Genomic DNA, 15875 nt, shown 5'->3' on the forward strand with positions numbered 1-15875 from the left:
GGCCCGGCGCCGTGCGACCCGGCCCGGCCCCGTACCGTAGGGGTGTGTACCGGTTTCTGCTGACTCCCCGATGGTGGGGGATCAACGTCTTCGCCGCGCTCGCCATCCCCTTCTGCCTCTTCATGGGCAGCTGGCAGCTCGGCCGTTTCGAGGAACGCGTCGACTCGCACGAGGAACAGCAGCGAACCGCCGTCGCCGAGGCCCGGAAGGCCGCCGAGCCGCTGACCGAGCTGCTGCCCGTCACCAAGGAGACGTCCGGCAGGCTCGCCACCGCCACCGGCCGCTACGACACCCAGCTGCTCGTCCCGGACCGCCGGCTCGACGACCGGAACGGCTTCTACGTCCTCACCCTGCTGCGCACCGGCGACGGCCCCGCGCTGCCCGTCGTACGGGGCTGGCTCCCCGGCGACGCCCGCACCGCGGACGCGCCCGCACCGCCGACCGGTGAGGTCACCGTCACCGGGGCCCTCCAGGCGCCGGAGAACCAGGGCACCCCCGGTGCCCGACCGGGCGGCGGGCTGCCGGAGGGCCAGGTCGGCATGATCAGCGCGGCCTCGCTGGTCAACATCGTGCCGTACGACGTGCACAGCGCCTGGGTCACGCTCAGCGACGGGGACGCGGGGCTGCGGTCGGTGCCTCCGGCGGCGGCCGAGGGCAGCGGGCTGGACCTCAAGGCCTTCCAGAACCTCGGCTACACCGCGGAGTGGTTCGTCTTCGCGGGCTTCGTGCTCTTCATGTGGTTCCGGCTGTTCCGCGGCGAGACGGAAGCCGCCCGCGACCGGGCCCTCGGCCTGTTGCCGGAGGACGGGCCGGGCGGGGAGCCCGCGCCTGCGCCCGTGCCCGGTCCGGGCAAGCCCGGAGCACCGGACACGGTGCGCGGCGGCCCCCGGCCCGGCCCGGGACCCGGGCTCGGTGCGGAACCTGCCTCGGAGGAGGGCGCAGGGCCAGCCGCCGAGCGGGTCGCCGGGCCAGGCGTCGAGCGGGACGCCGAGTCCGGCGTGGAGCCGCACGCGGAGGCCGGGGCAAAGCGGGTTGCAGGAGCAGCCCGCGAGCGGGTCGCCGGGGCCGGCGAGGAGACGTAGCCGAACACCGTACGGAGCCGCGGGAGCCCGCTGTGCCGACTGCCAGGCCGAGCCCGCCGTGCCGACGGGCCCATTAGGCCGCGGGAGCCCGCCAGGTGGGCGGAGTCCACGGGGCCGACGGAGCCTGCCAGGTCGGCGGAGGCCACCGTGCCGACTGCCAGACCGAGCCCGCCGTGCCGACGGGCCCGCTAGGCCGTGGGAGCCCACGGGGCTGACGAAGCCTGCCAGGTCGGCGGATCCCACCAAGCCGACGGAACCCACAGGGCCCAGTAGTGAGCCCGGTGCGGAGCCCGCCGCCTGCTCGGCTCCGCCGCCGCCAGCGGCACCGTCCAACGTGGGGACACCCGCAACGCAGGACCCCGTCGAGGACAGCGGTTCCCCGCTCCCCTTGCGGGCTCAGCCGGAGGCCGCCGGCAGATACCGCTGGGCGAAGTCGATCTCCAGCCGCACCTGCTTGATCCGCTCCTCCACCACCAGCGACCCGTGCCCCGCGTCGTACCGGTACACCTCGTGCGGCGCGCCGCGCTCCTCGAGGCGGCGGACGTAGTTCTCCACCTGCCGTATCGGGCAGCGCGGGTCGTTGACCCCGGCCGAGATGTAGACCGGGGCGCGCACCTGGTCCACGTACGTCAGCGGGGAGGACGCAGCGAACCGCTCCGGCACCTCTTCCGGCGTACCGCCGAGCAGCGTGCGGTCCATGGCCTTCAGCGCCTCCATCTCGTCGTGATACGCCGTGACGTAGTCCGCGACCGGCACCGCGGCGAGGCCCAGCGCCCACGCCTCCGGCTGGGTGCCGAGGCCGAGCAGGGTCAGATAGCCGCCCCACGAACCGCCGGACAGCACCAGCCGCGCGGGATCGGCGAGCCCGGAGGAGACCGCCCACTCCCGGACCGCCGCGATGTCCTCCAGCTCGATCAGACCGACCCGGTGCTTGAGCGCGTCGGTCCACTCCCGGCCGTACCCCGTGGAACCGCGGTAGTTGACCCGGACGACGGCGAAGCCGTGGTCCACCCACGCCGCCGTGCCCGAGGCGAACGAGTCGCTGTCGTGCCACGTCGGGCCGCCGTGTATGTCGAACACCGTCGGGAACGGACCGTCACCCTCGGGCCGCTGTACCAGGGCGTGCACCCGTCCGCCGGGGCCGTCCACCCAGGCGTCGGTGACCGGCACCGAACCGGGTGCCTTCATCCCCGGCGGATCGAGAACGACCTTCCCGGTCGTCGACCGGACCTCCGGCGGCCGGGCGGCCGAGGACCACAGGAACTCCACCGAGCCGTCGGGCCGAGCCGTCGCGCCCGAGACCGTCCCGGCCGGGGTGTCGATCCGGGTCAGCCCGCCGGAGGCGATGTCGTACCGCCAGAGTTCGCTGCGCGCCTGGTGGCTGTGGTCGATCAGCAGGGCGGAACCGTCCGGATACCAGTCCGCGCCGATGTCGCCCGGCAGGTCGAGGGCCAGCGCCGTCTCCTCGCCCGTGACCGGATTCCAGATCATCGGCTCCCAGCGGCCGCGCCGCTGGTGCCCCACCAGCAGCCGCGGGTCCCCGGCGACGGGCGCGAACCCCATCACGGCCAGCCCCAGCTCCTCGGTGCCGCCCTTGGTGTCGTCCAGCTCGGCGACGGTGTCGCCGTCGAGCGTGACGACGCGGATGGAGGAGTGCATCGCGTCGCCGTGCTCGGTGTGCTCGACGGCGATCAGGGAGCTGTCGTACGACAGGTCGCCCACACCCGCGGACTCCGGGTGCCGGTAGATCTCGACGGGCGTGCCGCCGGGCCGCAGCACATGGATCGACGAGCCGCCGGGCTCCGCGGCACCCCGTCCCTCTTCCCGCACGCCGGAGCCGTTGCCGTCACCGGCCGCCCGGGAGCCGGCTCCGTCCGCCGGGTCCGTAGCGGCTCCGTCTCCCGGGCCCGTACCGGAGTCGTCCCCCCGGCCCGTACCGGAGCCGCTTCCCAGTCCCGTACCCGAGCCGAGGCCCGAGTCCGCGCCGGACTCGCCGGCCGGTCCTGCCGGTCCTGCCCCTTCTGCCGCGCCCGCCGGGCCGTCCCCGTCGGACGGTGGCTCCTCGTCGATCGACCGGCCGACCACCGCCGTGCCGTCCCGGCCCAGCGCCAGCCCCGCCGGATACGAGGGCGCGAGCCCCGGCACGGCCGGCTCGTCCTCCCCGCCGCCGAAGGGCTGCCGCTTCCAGATCCCGAACTCGTCCCCGTCGGTGTCGGAGAACCACCAGATCCACTCGCCGTCCGGGCTCAGGACACCGTCCGTCGTGCCGTTCGGCCGGTCCGTGGCCCGGCGCTGCTCACCGGTCGAGCGGTCCCAGGCGTACAACTCGAAGGTGCCCGTGGCGTTCGAGACGAAGAGCGACCGGTCGGGGGCGTCCTCCGCCCAGTCGGGCAGCCCCACCCGCGGTGCCCTGAAGCGCTTCTCCCAGTCGGGCATGGTCTCGGCGCCGGGCCCGCCGGACCCCTCGGGGGAGGGGCGGTCGGGCCCGGATGCGGTGGTGTCGTGGTCAGCCATGGCCCCATTCTGCGTGAGACGTACGACATGCCGCTGGTGCGGCCCCCAACCTGTGGATAACGTGCCGGACATGCCTCACAGTCCCATCGCCTCCGACGAGTGGTCCGACCCGGACGCCTTCGACGAGCAGGATCTCGACGCCTTCGACGGCCACGGCCTGGACGCGTTCCGCTACGGGCAGGACACGATCCGGGAGATCGAGGTCGCGGAAGTCGGGGACGTCACCGACCGGTCCCTGCTGCACCTTCGCTGCCGCAGCGGACTGGACACCCTTTCCTGGGCGCGGCACGGCGCCTCGTACGTCGTCGGCATCGACAGTTCGGAGCCCGCCGTCGAGGCGGCCCGCGAACTGGCCGCCGACCTCGGCCTCGGCCCGGACCGTGCCGCTTTCGTCGCGGCCGGGCTGTACGACGCGGCGGTGGTCGCGCCCGACACCGAGTACGACATCGTGCACACCGGTGCCGGAACCCTGTCCCGCCTTCCCGACCTGCGGCGCTGGGCGGAGACCGCCGCGTCGCTGGTGGCCCCCGGCGGCTTTCTGCACCTGGCGGAGTTCCATCCGCTGACGGGTTTCCTGGACGACGAGACGGGGGAACGGGTGATACGCGACTACGTGAGCCGGGACCCGTTCGACGAAAGCCCGTACGAGGACCCGGACTTCGACGTGCCGCCGACGCGCCACCCGATAGGCGAGGTCGTCACGGCGGTCGCGGACGCGGGACTGCACGTCGACTTCCTGCACGAGCACGACATCTCGCTGTTCCAGCGCTTCGGCTCCCTGGAACCGCGGGGCACCGGCCCGCGCCGCCCGTCGAACGGCGGGCCGGGGATCCCGCTGCTGTACTCGCTGGGAGCCACCAAGCTCTGAGGCCCGGCGGGCGCCACGGCCCGGCACTCGGCTGCCCAGGACGGATCGACCGTGACCGATTTAGTCTGGTTGATGAGGTTTCCGAGAGGGCCCTTACGGCTGGACGGGTCCTTACGGCCGCGATGGGCCTCACGGCGGAGGGCGGCAGCATGGGCAGCGACGACACGGGATCCGCGACGGAACCGTACGAGAACGGGCCCGGGAGCGGGCGGAGCGGGAACGGGCCCGGGAGCGGGGCCGGGACCGGGCCGGAGCAGGCGAAGCCGTACGAGCGGGGGCGGGAGGCGGCGGATCCGTACGGGGACGGGCCGGGGGCCCCGGAGTGGCCGTACGAGGGCGGCGCCACCGCGAGTACCGGCGGCCGGCCGGGCCGGGTGGAACGGGGCCGGGAGCGGTCCGCGGACGATCAGCCGGAAGAGCCGCGGGGCGAGCAGCCGGGTTCCTTGGTCGGACGGCCGCTGGGGGACTCGGACGTCTACCTCGACGTCCCGGTGGTGAAGGTCGACGAGATCGACCTGGAGGTGGAGAACCTCCGCGCCCGGGTGTCGCTCCAGGCGGAGGTGCTGGACCTGCTGCGGCTCAACGTCGGCGCGGACGTGGACCTCGGCCGGGTCAAGCTGGACATCAAGGGTGTGGAGGCGCAGGCGCTGCTGAAGGTCCGCCTGGACAACGTGGCGGCGATCATCGACCGGGTGCTGAGGACGATCGACCGCAACCCGCAGATCCTGGAGCAGATCACGCGAGGGGTCGGTTCGGCGGTGCGGGACGTGGGTACGGGCGCGCGAACGGCGGTCGGCGAACTCGGCGAGGGCGCGGGCGGAGCCGTACGGGAGGTCGGCCGGGGCGCCGGGGGTGCGGTACGGGACGTGGGCCGCGGTGCAGGGGACGCCGTCGAGGACGTGGGCGGCGCGGTGAACGAGGTCGGCCGGGGCACCGGGGGCGCGGTGAACGAGGTCGGCCGGGGCGCGGGCGGAGGGGTGGCGGACGTCGCCCGAGGTGCCGGCGGTGCGGTGAACGAGGTGGGCCGGGAAGCCGGCGGGGCTGTGAGCGAAGCGGGTCGGGGCGTCGGTGGGCCGGTGGGTGATGCCGGCCCTGGCGCCGGGGTGGCGGGTGATGTCGGCCGGGGCGCCGGGGTGGCGGGTGATGCCGGCCGGGGCGCCGGGAGCGCGGTGGACCGGGAGGGTGGCCGAGGCGGCGGGGTCGTGGGCGGAGCCGGCCGAGTCACCCGGGGCGCCGCGAACGGGCTGGGCCGTGACGCGGGTGGTGTTGTGGGCGGTGTTGTGGGCGGGACGGCGCGGAGTACGGCCGGAACCGCGGCCGCGGCCGGGTCCGAGGCCGCCGGAGGAGAAGGGGCCGGAGGAGAAGGGACCGGTGCGGCCCGTTCACCCGGCGGGAACGGTGGGAACAGCGAAAACGGTCGGGACAACGGAAGCGGTGGAAGCAGCGGGAACAGCGGGAACAGGGGAAGCAGCGGGAACAGCGGATACGGCGAATATGCCGGGACCGGCGGCACCCGGCGCACTCTGCGCGGCACGGCGGCCTCGGCGGCCGGCGGCCTCGGCAACGCGGCCAGGAGCGTGGCTCGCCGGGCGGGCGAAGCCCTGATCCGGCACGGCACGCCGACGAACGACCGGAACGAACCCGAGCGCCCGCCGTGAAGGCGCGACCGGCCGGACGCTCTACCGCACCCCGCCGACGCGCCCACGCCGGACGAGGCACGCACCACGGCGCCCACAGCACCCACGGGATCTACGGCGCCCACAGCACCCACGGGGTCTACGGCGCCCACAGCACCCACGGGGTCTACGGCGCCCACAGCACCCACGGGGTCTACGGCGCCCACGGTGCCTACGGGCCCCACCGTGCTCGGCGGGCCCACCGTGGCCCCGGAGACGGCGGACATCGTCCTCGCCGCCGAGGTGACGGCCCGCGAACTCCGCTTCCACGAGCCCCCGGACGTCGCGGTCCGCTTCACGGGCAGGCCCGGCCAGGCGTCCGTATCGGACAGCGCGCGCCGCAACCTGCCGGACCGGGTGACGGAGGCGGGCGACCATCGCGACGTACACGTGGACTACCTCCTGGCCGCCCGGCTCGTCGCGGAGGAGCCCGAGAAGCGACCCGGCCGGGCGGAGCCGGAACACCGGGAGTCTCCTGGCGCGTAGGCGGCGACGGGCCGCCGGGCGCCGATCCGCTTACCGCCTTCGAGGCCCGCTCGCCGCGCGTCCGCCGCTGTGGCCCGGACGGCGTCCCCGTCCTCCCCCTCCGAGACGGAGTAACGCGGACCGAAACGCAGTTGGAAAGCAGGTGAGGCACCTACCGATTTCGGTAGGTGCCTCACCTGCTGTTTCTCCAGTCGGGGTGGCGGGATTTGAACCCACGACCTCTTCGTCCCGAATGAGGTTCGGTTGCTGATCTTGCCTGCGGTGATGGCGTTTTCGCAGGTCAGAAGCGTGCTCTCGATTGGGCTCACCGGGTGTGACGGGGGCTCGGGGAGCAGGTCGGCTCCCAGATGGCTCCCAGAGCACGGTGTACTTCCCTGCGTTGCGCTAGCCGCGTGCCACCGACCCGCGACCGCAGCATTACGAGACCGTGAGCGTTCGTGTTACGTGGTGCCTGGTCGTGCTGCCCAGTGACGTTCTGCCTGATCAGAGCATGTGCGGCTGCTTGATCTGTGCTACCTCGTATTACGTCGTCCAAAGGCGTCCGGCCACCGGCTGGCCACCGAGACAGGTGCCGCAGGTAGCAGGGAAGCGGATCATCCGAGTTGTCGGCCTCCCACAGACCCTCCTGTCGGCGTCGCCGAGACAGCATCGTCATCGTGCCAGGGTGCCGATCTCGCAAGGAAAACATCACGCTTCAAGCGGGTCGTCGGTGTCATCCTGTGCTGGTGGTGGACGTAACCCTTCCCGACCAACTGGGCACAGTTGAACGAGAATCCTGCGCTGCTGCGCGAGCAGTCATCCGAAAACTGAATCTCTCCGCGCCGCGTGAGCCGAGCACGGGACAGCAGGAAGTCGCCTTTATACCGGTGACCCGCGCGCAATGGAAAACAGTGCTGAGGGAAGCCGACCTGTCCGGGCTTCAGCGGGAGACCGACGAGAAGGTTACGGAGATCCTGCGCCTGCGGACCGCTTCTGGCCGAACCGTCGGGAAGCAGCTTCCGGAGTTGCTGCGGAGTCTCCACGCGCCGGTTGTTGCCTTGGGCGCTGTCGCAGAAGAGGTGTCCCGGTTCAGTCCGTCCCGTACGAGCGCGGCAGAGCGACGGTTGGCGACTGACCTGGCGCGAGCGAATCGGAGCGAGGCTCAAGCGCTGTTCGCCTGCCTGGAACAGGGATGGGCGGAGTCTGCTTGGTCTGCAGTACGGCGGTATGCTCTCGCGGCCCAGGCGGCCGGGCGAACTCTGGAAGCTGCCGCCAAGACTGATCACGCCGGCCTTCCTTACGAGGACGTCTACCAGCGAACGCTTGGGGTGTCGGCCGAGCAAGTGGGTCCCGGGTCGGGTGTGGCGTCGCGGGCCCGCCTCTTGGCCGCTTGGTCGGCAGCCCCGCAGATGCTCGATCATCGGCTGCGCCGGAGCATGAGACATCTGATCGATGACTCGCTGCCCCTAACGGTGATACTTCTCCATCACCTTGCCGTCCTAGCGATCTCCGATCGCCCCTTGGTAACGCACCGTGCTGCCCTCCTGGGACGTGACCTGGTGACGTCCCATCTGAAGTCCGATCCGGAACTGGCATGTTCAGTGCTGGCACGACACGTCGCTCGAGAACCGGAGATGGTGTCCGCCCATCGAGGACAGATCTCCTACCTCGACGCTTACTACGAGGAGGAATACCAGGAAGAAAAGGCGCGGGCGGTCATGGACCTGCACCGGGCCGTGCTGGAAGCAGACGTCAGGCGCACGGCTGTTGTGGTACTGGAACTGCTGGGAAGGACGGTTCCGCAGGGGGCCCCGCTCGCCACCGTCCGGGATCTGCTGGCCGCTCAAGACGGTCAGCCGCTGTGCAAGTTGCTTGCCTCGACGATCCGCTCTGAGTGGCGCAACGCGAACGCCCACGAGGACTTCCGCTGGGACCCTGTCAACGGCACACTCCTCTTGGGCGGACGGCCAGCCGATCTCGACGAGGTACTGGACGCAGCGCTCCGCGCTCGCGCCATTTGCCGCGGGCTCGAGCACGGAGTCGCAGTGGCCTACGCACAGAACGCATCGCTGGTCATCCGGGGCGCGGAGGACTCGAACTACGTCGGCCGGGACCTCTCCATACTCCAGGCAGCTGGAGAAGCCAGATTCCCGGTGCTGGACATCCGGCGCCATGGCAGTCTCGTGCGGCTGGACGTGCCCACGTCTCCGTTGAGAGCCTGAGAGAGGCGTTTCGTGCGATCCTCAGGGCCGCCATCGCGGACCCCAGCGTCGAGTGCTGGGAACTACGTCAGGCCTCTCCTGACCGACCTCTGCTGCACGTGGACCGTACGGGAACATGTGCCGGGCTCCAGGTCGCGGAGCCCCTATGGGACACTGCCGACCCCCTGCCTTTCGCCGCTCTCCCCCTGCTGGCAAATGCCATGACCAATGCGGGAGAACCCGCCGAGACAACAGCGTCAACGGTTCTCTGCCTGGCAGCTGCCCACGTCCTCGGTGAACGAGACCGCTTGTCGCCTGCCCTTGCACACGGGGATTCAGCCGCCAAGGACGAGTTGATCAGCACCACGAAGCTGATCAGCGGCGGCGCCAAGGCGGCAGCGCACCTGATGGAGGGGGCAGCCCACCGCAAGTTGCTGGCCTTCGCTGAAGTTCTTGCCGGAGAGTGCCACCGCTTGAAGAGCGCTCCCCCCTTCGCACTTGTTCACGAGTTTGTGCCGGCGTATCGGGCCCTGCGGAGGCATGGGCCAGCTCGCCTCCCATGGATCACAGGACTCCACGAGTCTGCCGTCTGAGATCCCCGACACGGTCAAGCTCAGATCACGCTTCAGAATCCAGCGCGCGGGCGAGATGGCCGACAGCTGATCACCCGGGCCGAGGATCAGGACTGCTTGGCGCCCTTCGTCGTGGTACGAGGGTTCGGAACCCGAGTTCTGGTCCGCGGCCTACCCCTTTCCGTCCAGCCCCAGGGACTGCTTGATGTTCTCGTAGTCGACGACGGGCGTGCCGATCCTGGCCACCGTGTGCCCGTGCGAGGTCAGCATGGCCTCGGCGAACGGGCTGTCCAGCGTGGCGACGCGGGTCCACGAGCGGACCTCTGCCAACGGGATAGACCGCACGATCTCGAAGTCGACCAGGAGGTCCGGGATGTCGAGGTACTTGGGCAGAATCCGGTAACGGGCGTTGTTGTCGCGGAACATCTCCAGAGCCGCGTTCCGCTCCCGGCTCCCCTTGACGGGGGATCCGGCCTCGATCCAACGAGCAATCAAGGGCGCTTCGCTCAACGGAACCGCCTTGGCGAGACGCACGTACTCGGCCTTGGCCGTGCGGTTGCCGCCGATGGGCAGGTCCTCGTAGAGGTCGCACGCAGGGGTGAGGACGAGCCACCAGCCGTCCTGGGGGTCCCGCAGAACGTCTGCCGCGGTCACGTGCTTCGTGACCGGCGGCATCAGGTACATCCGGGCGGTCGACGCGTGTCCCATCACACGGTCCTCGGAGGAACCGAGCGCGGCTCCGAGGGCCTCGACCGCGTTCTCCTTCAGCCAGGCCGCCAAGCGGTGCACGAGGACGGGGGCGATCTGGCTACGGTCGACAGCCCCGAGCCGGTCCCAGTTCGGGGCGATCTCGTCCCGCAGGAATCCGCGCACGTGCTCGTCCACGAGGGCGGTGATGCGCCGGGTGAGGACCGGGACACCGGACTCAAGGCCGTCCCGTATCGCGGTGACGGCGTCGTCCAGTCGGTTCTTCGGGACCACCTGGATGAGCGGTGGCTGCGCCAGGTCGCTCACCTGCTCCGCTAGGCCAGTGCAGAAGACGACCGGCACCCAGCGGGTCTTGGCTATCCGGTCGTACAGTTCCCGGCCTTGGAGGTTGGGGTGCGCGGTGGAACCACTTCGTGTCGCGTCCCTGACATCTAAAACAACCAGATCGAACGCCTGGGTCTCCAGCAGGCGTTCAGCTTCGTCGAAATCGTTCTCGACGTGGATGTCGAGCGTTCCGAGGTCCGAGAGCTCCTCCACGAGCATCTCGGACAGCTCCTCCGCGATGTCCACCTCGTCCTCGACGATCAAGACCCGGTACACCGCGCCCCCCTCCGTCACCCAACTCTCCTTCTCAGTCTTGCCCTGAACGTGGCTCCGGCGAGGGGCCCTGGCGTTACCAGGGACAGATCGCCGTCGTAGAAGTCCTTCACGACGCTGCCAGCGATGCTGAGACCCAGCCCGATGCCGTCCTCCTTGTCGCTGAAGTACGTATCGAAGATCATCTCTTGGATCTCCTCGCGTACTCCGGGGCCGCTGTCGCTCACGTCGATGTCGACCTCGTCCTCGGGCGTCCGCCTCGTCTCGATGAGGATGGCGCGCTCCTTCCCCTTGGGCAGGGTGGAGAGCCAGTAGATCGAGTTCCCTACGAGGTTGTGGACCACCTGGGAGATGTCACCGGGGTCAGCCGTCACTGTCACGTCCTCGCCGCTGACGGTGACGGTGATGCCGTGCTTCTCCAGCGTGCCCTCGTGGACGGCGACGGCCTCGTCGATCGCGGCTTGAAGGGACAGGGCGCGGGGGCGGCCTCGTCGTCGGCCGCTCAGCGGCTCTACGCGGGTGAAGAGCCGGTCCAGAGCCTGTTCCTGCGCGGTGAGGTCGACGTGCATCTTCGTGAGAGCGGAGGCGAGCTGTTCGTCCTCGTCGCGCTTGCGGCCCGCCAGCTTGTTCAGCCGGCGGAGGACGTAGGCGATCCGCGTCAGTGCCGTTCGACCGTCGTGCAGTACGACGTCGACCAGTGCCCCCAGAGTCGCGAGGCGTGAGAACTGCGAGAGGACCTCTTGGACCTTCTCGACGCTCTCGTCGATCTTTTCCTGAGCCTCCTCCAGTGCGCGGCTCAACTCGGTGTCGTCCGGGTACTTCGCGTTGAGAACGTCCCGGACGGGCGAGAGGGTGAAGTTCTGGAACAGGCCGTGGCGGTCGCTTCCAGCACCGGAGGGGTTGTCCACGGTGATCGGACCCGACTCGCGGCCCTCGCCCTTCGGACGGCGCAGCCCGTAGCGCCAGGTCTCGAGTCGGCTCACGGCCTGGGTCAGGACACCCTTCAGGTCCTCGTACTCGGAAGAGTCGATGAGCCCTTCCCGGTGCGACCGGTCCCTAAGCCCGGGGTTACCGTCCGCCGATATGTACACGAAGCCCGCGACCTGGTTGTTGGAGAACCGCATGGTGGGGTTGTTCACGCGGCGGAGGTCGAAGCCCAGCCAGTCGAAGTCGACCTCACCGAAGGGCTGCACCCGGAAGCCGTCCCGGTAGAGGGCGACACCGCTGTTGTCCTTGATCAGCTTACGGACCTCGGTGATGTTGCGGGCCCCGAGGTCGATGTTGAGCATCTCCTTGAGGGAGGCCGAGTCGAGGTCCCAGGTACGGAGGTCGAGCTTCAGGGAACCGCACTTGGGTGCCTTCCCGTGCGACGGGAAGAGGTACTGGTTCAGGGTCTCCGACTGCCCGGACGTGAGGTTGGTCATGGTCAGGTCGGCGAGACCGTTTTCGTCGATGGTCCCAATGAGGCGGTAGTGCGGATGCGCCAGAGCTTCGCTGGCCCCGACGAAACCGGTGTGGTGGTCCAACGGCCCAGCCGGAAGCGAGAGGTAGATCGCGAACTCCGGCTGGTCGGGTACGTCCAGCTCCGCAGGAGGAGGAGGGGGAAGGAGTCGGGACAGGGACCGCTTCAGGCTCTCCACCGACTCGGCCCCCCAGTCCTGCCGAAGCCCTTCGAGCCGGACGAGGGTGCCGTGAGAGCCCGTCCAGGCGGACTGCTTCTCGCTTGCGCGGAAAGCACTTGTCACCTCGTCGAAGAGGCGTCGCGCTTGGCCGTTGTCTGCGAACACCTCGGGAGCGCCCACGTTCCACTGGACCGGTACCTGGTCGAGGTAGGCGTTCTCGGCGGCGAAGTCGCTCCAGTCGAGCCGGATGTTCACCTCGCGGCCGCCGGCCTTGCGGCTCTTGATCGCGGTCACGGCGCCGAGGCGGGCTGCGGAGAAGCGCCCAATTCCCTTTGCGCCAAGAACCCTTCGCCCGAACTGCTCGCTGCGCGGGGCACGGTGCCGGAACGGTGTGGCAATTTCCATCCAGGTGTCCCGGACGGTCTCGGGGGACATACCGTGTCCGTCGTCCCACACCTCGATGGAACCGTAGCCCTCCTCCAACGGCCCGTTGAACCTGATCACAACCAGGCTCGCATCGGCGTCGTAGGCGTTCTTGACCAGCTCGGTGAGCGCCACACGCTCGTTGCTGATCAGTTCCTCACCGAGTGTGCTCATCAGGCGCGCCCGGGGACGTAGGAACGTCTGTGTGTTCTCGGAGTCCACGCTCGCCCCTCTGACCGCTTCGCACCCGCACCCCCGCCCGAGGAGTACCAGCTGCGATCTTAACGGCGGGGAGGTCTCTGGAAACGCTGCTCAGGAGATTTGGGCAGCACGCGTGCCGGGACGGGGGTTCACGGTGGTTGCGGCACCCGACGCCCGACGAACGGGGCACAGCCCTGTGATCGAACGTGTCTTCTAGTCCGGGGGTTCGTTGAGACAGGTGACGTTCGTGGACGTATCGCAACCGGAACAGGGTGGTCCCGAGGAGTAGCCCAGGGGGTGTCCTCTAACATGGGGTGGCTCAAGAGTAGAACACTGCATCAAGTTACCAATGGGTACGGTGAGTGGACAGCGGTGTTCACCAGGCAGGTCACCCGCGTGACAGACGAGGCTTTACGGCGGCGTGGACCGGCCGGAAGCCTTGCCTTCGCAGCGTCGTGCGTGATCTCCTGGAGGTCGTTCAGGTCGTCAGGTACGGAGGAGTGGGTCGTGGCGAAGGAGAAGGGGGCAAAAAACACGTATGGCGTGCCCCTGGAGCGGAGCGACTACCTCAAACTGGACAAGCACAGGCACCACTGTGAGCCGGACGACTTCAGGAAATGGGTCCAGTCCGGCTACGGAAAGGGCAAACACCTAGCTGTCGACCTCTTCTCGGGCGCCGGCGGGCTGAGCCTGGGCCTTGAACGGGCTGGATGGACCACCGCTGCGGCCGTGGACTTCGACGAGCGGGCTCGCGAGACGCATGCAGCGAACTTTCCGGGAATGAGCCTTTGCGTCGACCTCGGCGATGACGACCAGCGAGGCGAATTCGTCCAGCGAATCCTGGACTCCGGAGCCGATATCGACATCGTGGCGGGAGGCCCTCCCTGCCAGCCGTTCAGTCGTGCCGGACGCAGCAAGATCCGGCACTTGGTCGAGTACCACAACCGCGACCCGCACGATCTCCGCAAGGAACTCTGGCGCGCCTACGTCGATGTGGTGGAGCGGCTCCTTCCACGTGCCGTCCTCATGGAGAACGTCCCTGACATGGGGCTCGGCGACGACTTCAGCGTGATCCGCATCATCGAGGCAAAGCTGGAGAGTCTTGGGTACGTGACCCAGGTGCGTCTCGTCGATGCGTGGAACTATCGCGTGCCGCAGCACAGGAAGCGTCTGATCCTCCTCGCACGGAGAGACGGTGGCGGCTTCGTGTGGGGCAAGCCGAAGAAACAGACCACCCTTCGGGATGCCATCGGTGACCTTCCTGCACTCAATCCGGAGGCTTTGAAAGCGGTAGGTGCCCGAGTCGGCGACTACGACGAGGAGCAGGAGCCGAAGCCCTCTTCCTTCGCCAAAGAGATGCGCAGAAGGGCAGATAAGGGCGTAATTCACGACCATATGACGCGGCGGGTTCGTGAAGACGACTTCAGGATCTTCACGGTCATGGATTCCAAAACCCTCTACTCCGAGCTTGAAGAGAAACTGGAAGAGGACGAGAAGGATTTCCAGAGGTACGACGCGGAGCAATTCACCGACAAGTACAAGAAGCTGGACTGGAAGGAACTGAGCCGCACCATCACCGCGCACATCGCCAAGGACGGTTACTGGTACATCCATCCTGAAGAGGCGCGAACGCTGACCGTGCGTGAAGCCGCGAGGATCCAGACCTTCCCGGACCGCTTTCGGTTCGCGGGTACGCGGAGCGACGCCTTCCGCCAGATTGGCAACGCGGTTCCCCCGCTGTTGGGCGAAGCCGCGGCCCGGGTTCTCCTGCCGCAAGATGTTCCCGCCGGGGACGAGGCCGCGGACAAGTGGCCGAAGGTACGCGAGGAACTGACCCGCTGGGCCAAGGAGCAGCGTGCGGGCAAGCAGTGGCACCAGTTCCCCGGTGGCCGGAAGATGAAGCCGCTCGGGGCTCTCGTCATGGCGGTGCTCTCGGGAAGCAAGCTGCACCCGAAGCAGCTCTCCGACGTGATGGACGAGGTCGCTGGGCACAGGGAACTGACGCAGGACGTCTATCTCGCCCTCGTGAACGCGGCGCCGACAACAGCACTCCGCAAGCGTCTGGAGGGCAGGCTCAGTCCGGTCGTCGACAAGCCCGAGGTCTGGGTGAACGCGGATTCGGTTCTTGATCACAGCAAGGTGATGGGGCTCAAGCCGGCTGAGCTCGCGTTGTTCAGGCTGCTGGCGGGCGGCGACATAATGCTGGTCGGCCAGAGTGCGTTGCGGGTGGCTGCGAGGGTTCAGCAGAACGAATCGCACCTGACCAACCGACTGACCGAGGGTCGGCTCAACCTCATCAAGCTTCTCGGCGCCGGCCGGGACGCACCGGTGCGCATGGCCGCCATCAGGTTCATCGGCGAGAACCTTTGTCGTGACAAGCAGCCCGTCTGTGGAAGCTGCCCGCTAAGCGACTACTGCCCGACCCGTCCGCAGGAGGACGAGGGAACCGAAGCCACCTTGGATGTTGCGGTAACCACAGGCTGACAGGGCCCTCCCGGGAGAACTGGGACGCTGCGGTGTGCGGCGTGGGCGATGCGCTCGGCGGCCCGCCCGGCGTCGGCCCTGACCTCACACTCCCAGATGCGCACTACGGTCCATCCGGCGCCTCTCGCCGCTTCGGTGTTCCTGGCGTCCCTTTCCATGTTGGTCGTGATCTTGGCTTCCCAGCGCGAGGCGTTCGGCCCTCGGAAACGCCGCGTGCCGTGGGAGGGGCAGCCATGCCAGAAGCAACCGTCGACGAAGACCGCGACGGAGTACCGGGGCAGCACGAAGTCCGCCGTGCAGCGGGGAGCGACCTCACGGTGCAGCCGAAAGCGGAGCCCGAGGGCGTGCACGGCGCTCCTGAGGGTCTTCTCCGGTCCGGTGTCCCGTACGCGGCGGCCTCTCAGCTGTGCGCTCCAGGGCGTGCTCACCCATCCTTCGTGTGTGCTCACGAGGCCATGCTTC

General features: G+C 69.2%; 9 protein-coding genes and 1 pseudogene. 6 read left to right on the plus strand and 4 right to left on the minus strand.

Annotation, left to right across the window (positions count from 1 at the left end; genetic code table 11):
• Nucleotides 1-44: 44 nt before the first annotated feature.
• A pseudogene (locus GCU69_RS13315) lies at nt 45-893 on the plus strand (SURF1 family protein); the annotation flags it as partial.
• 585 nt (nt 894-1478) lie between these two features.
• Here the strand turns inward: GCU69_RS13315 and GCU69_RS13320 are convergent.
• A complete protein-coding gene (locus GCU69_RS13320) occupies nt 1479-3518 on the minus strand; it encodes a S9 family peptidase (protein ID WP_235978451.1) in 2040 nt (679 codons plus the stop codon).
• 148 nt (nt 3519-3666) lie between these two features.
• Here GCU69_RS13320 and GCU69_RS13330 point away from each other — a divergent pair, with 148 nt between their 5' ends.
• From GCU69_RS13330 to GCU69_RS13345, 4 genes are all read left to right on the plus strand, one after another.
• Entirely contained in the window at nt 3667-4464 is a 798-nt protein-coding gene (locus tag GCU69_RS13330; protein WP_098752673.1) for a class I SAM-dependent methyltransferase, read from the plus strand.
• A 149-nt stretch (nt 4465-4613) separates the two neighbouring features.
• Nucleotides 4614-6122 carry a hypothetical protein gene (locus GCU69_RS34725; RefSeq protein WP_408055801.1) on the plus strand — a complete coding sequence of 503 codons (1509 nt, stop codon included), beginning with the start codon at nt 4614-4616 and terminating at the stop codon, nt 6120-6122.
• A gap of 186 nt (nt 6123-6308) precedes the next feature.
• Nucleotides 6309-6626 (plus strand): hypothetical protein, encoded by a 318-nt coding sequence (locus GCU69_RS13340; RefSeq protein WP_156206168.1) that lies wholly within the window; start codon nt 6309-6311, stop codon nt 6624-6626.
• 725 nt (nt 6627-7351) lie between these two features.
• Nucleotides 7352-8827 carry a hypothetical protein gene (locus tag GCU69_RS13345; RefSeq protein ID WP_156206169.1) on the plus strand — a complete coding sequence of 492 codons (1476 nt, stop codon included), beginning with the start codon at nt 7352-7354 and terminating at the stop codon, nt 8825-8827.
• A 722-nt stretch (nt 8828-9549) separates the two neighbouring features.
• Here GCU69_RS13345 and GCU69_RS13350 read toward each other — a convergent pair.
• Both GCU69_RS13350 and GCU69_RS13355 read right to left on the minus strand, forming a co-directional pair.
• Nucleotides 9550-10704, minus strand: coding sequence for a DNA-binding transcriptional response regulator (locus GCU69_RS13350; RefSeq protein WP_156206170.1), 1155 nt, complete (start codon nt 10702-10704; stop codon nt 9550-9552).
• Nucleotides 10701-12902: a sensor histidine kinase gene (locus GCU69_RS13355; protein ID WP_235978448.1), complete on the minus strand. Its 2202-nt coding sequence runs from the start codon at nt 12900-12902 to the stop codon at nt 10701-10703. The genes GCU69_RS13350 and GCU69_RS13355 overlap by 4 nt, the downstream gene beginning before the upstream one ends.
• Nucleotides 12903-13436: 534 nt before the next feature.
• Between GCU69_RS13355 and GCU69_RS13360 the strand changes: the two genes are divergently transcribed.
• The gene (locus tag GCU69_RS13360) at nt 13437-15413 is read left to right on the plus strand and encodes a DNA cytosine methyltransferase (RefSeq protein WP_235978449.1); all 1977 of its coding nucleotides are present in this window, start codon (nt 13437-13439) and stop codon (nt 15411-15413) included.
• On the opposite strand, the gene GCU69_RS13365 is transcribed toward GCU69_RS13360, so the two are convergent.
• A complete protein-coding gene (locus GCU69_RS13365; RefSeq protein ID WP_156206173.1) occupies nt 15341-15862 on the minus strand; it encodes a very short patch repair endonuclease in 522 nt (173 codons plus the stop codon). The two genes, GCU69_RS13360 and GCU69_RS13365, sit on opposite strands and share 73 nt — an antisense overlap.
• Nucleotides 15863-15875: the final 13 nt, after the last annotated feature.

Origin of the sequence: Streptomyces lycii (genome assembly GCF_009735685.1) — a bacterium.
In the GTDB taxonomy this organism is placed as follows: domain Bacteria; phylum Actinomycetota; class Actinomycetes; order Streptomycetales; family Streptomycetaceae; genus Streptomyces; species Streptomyces lycii.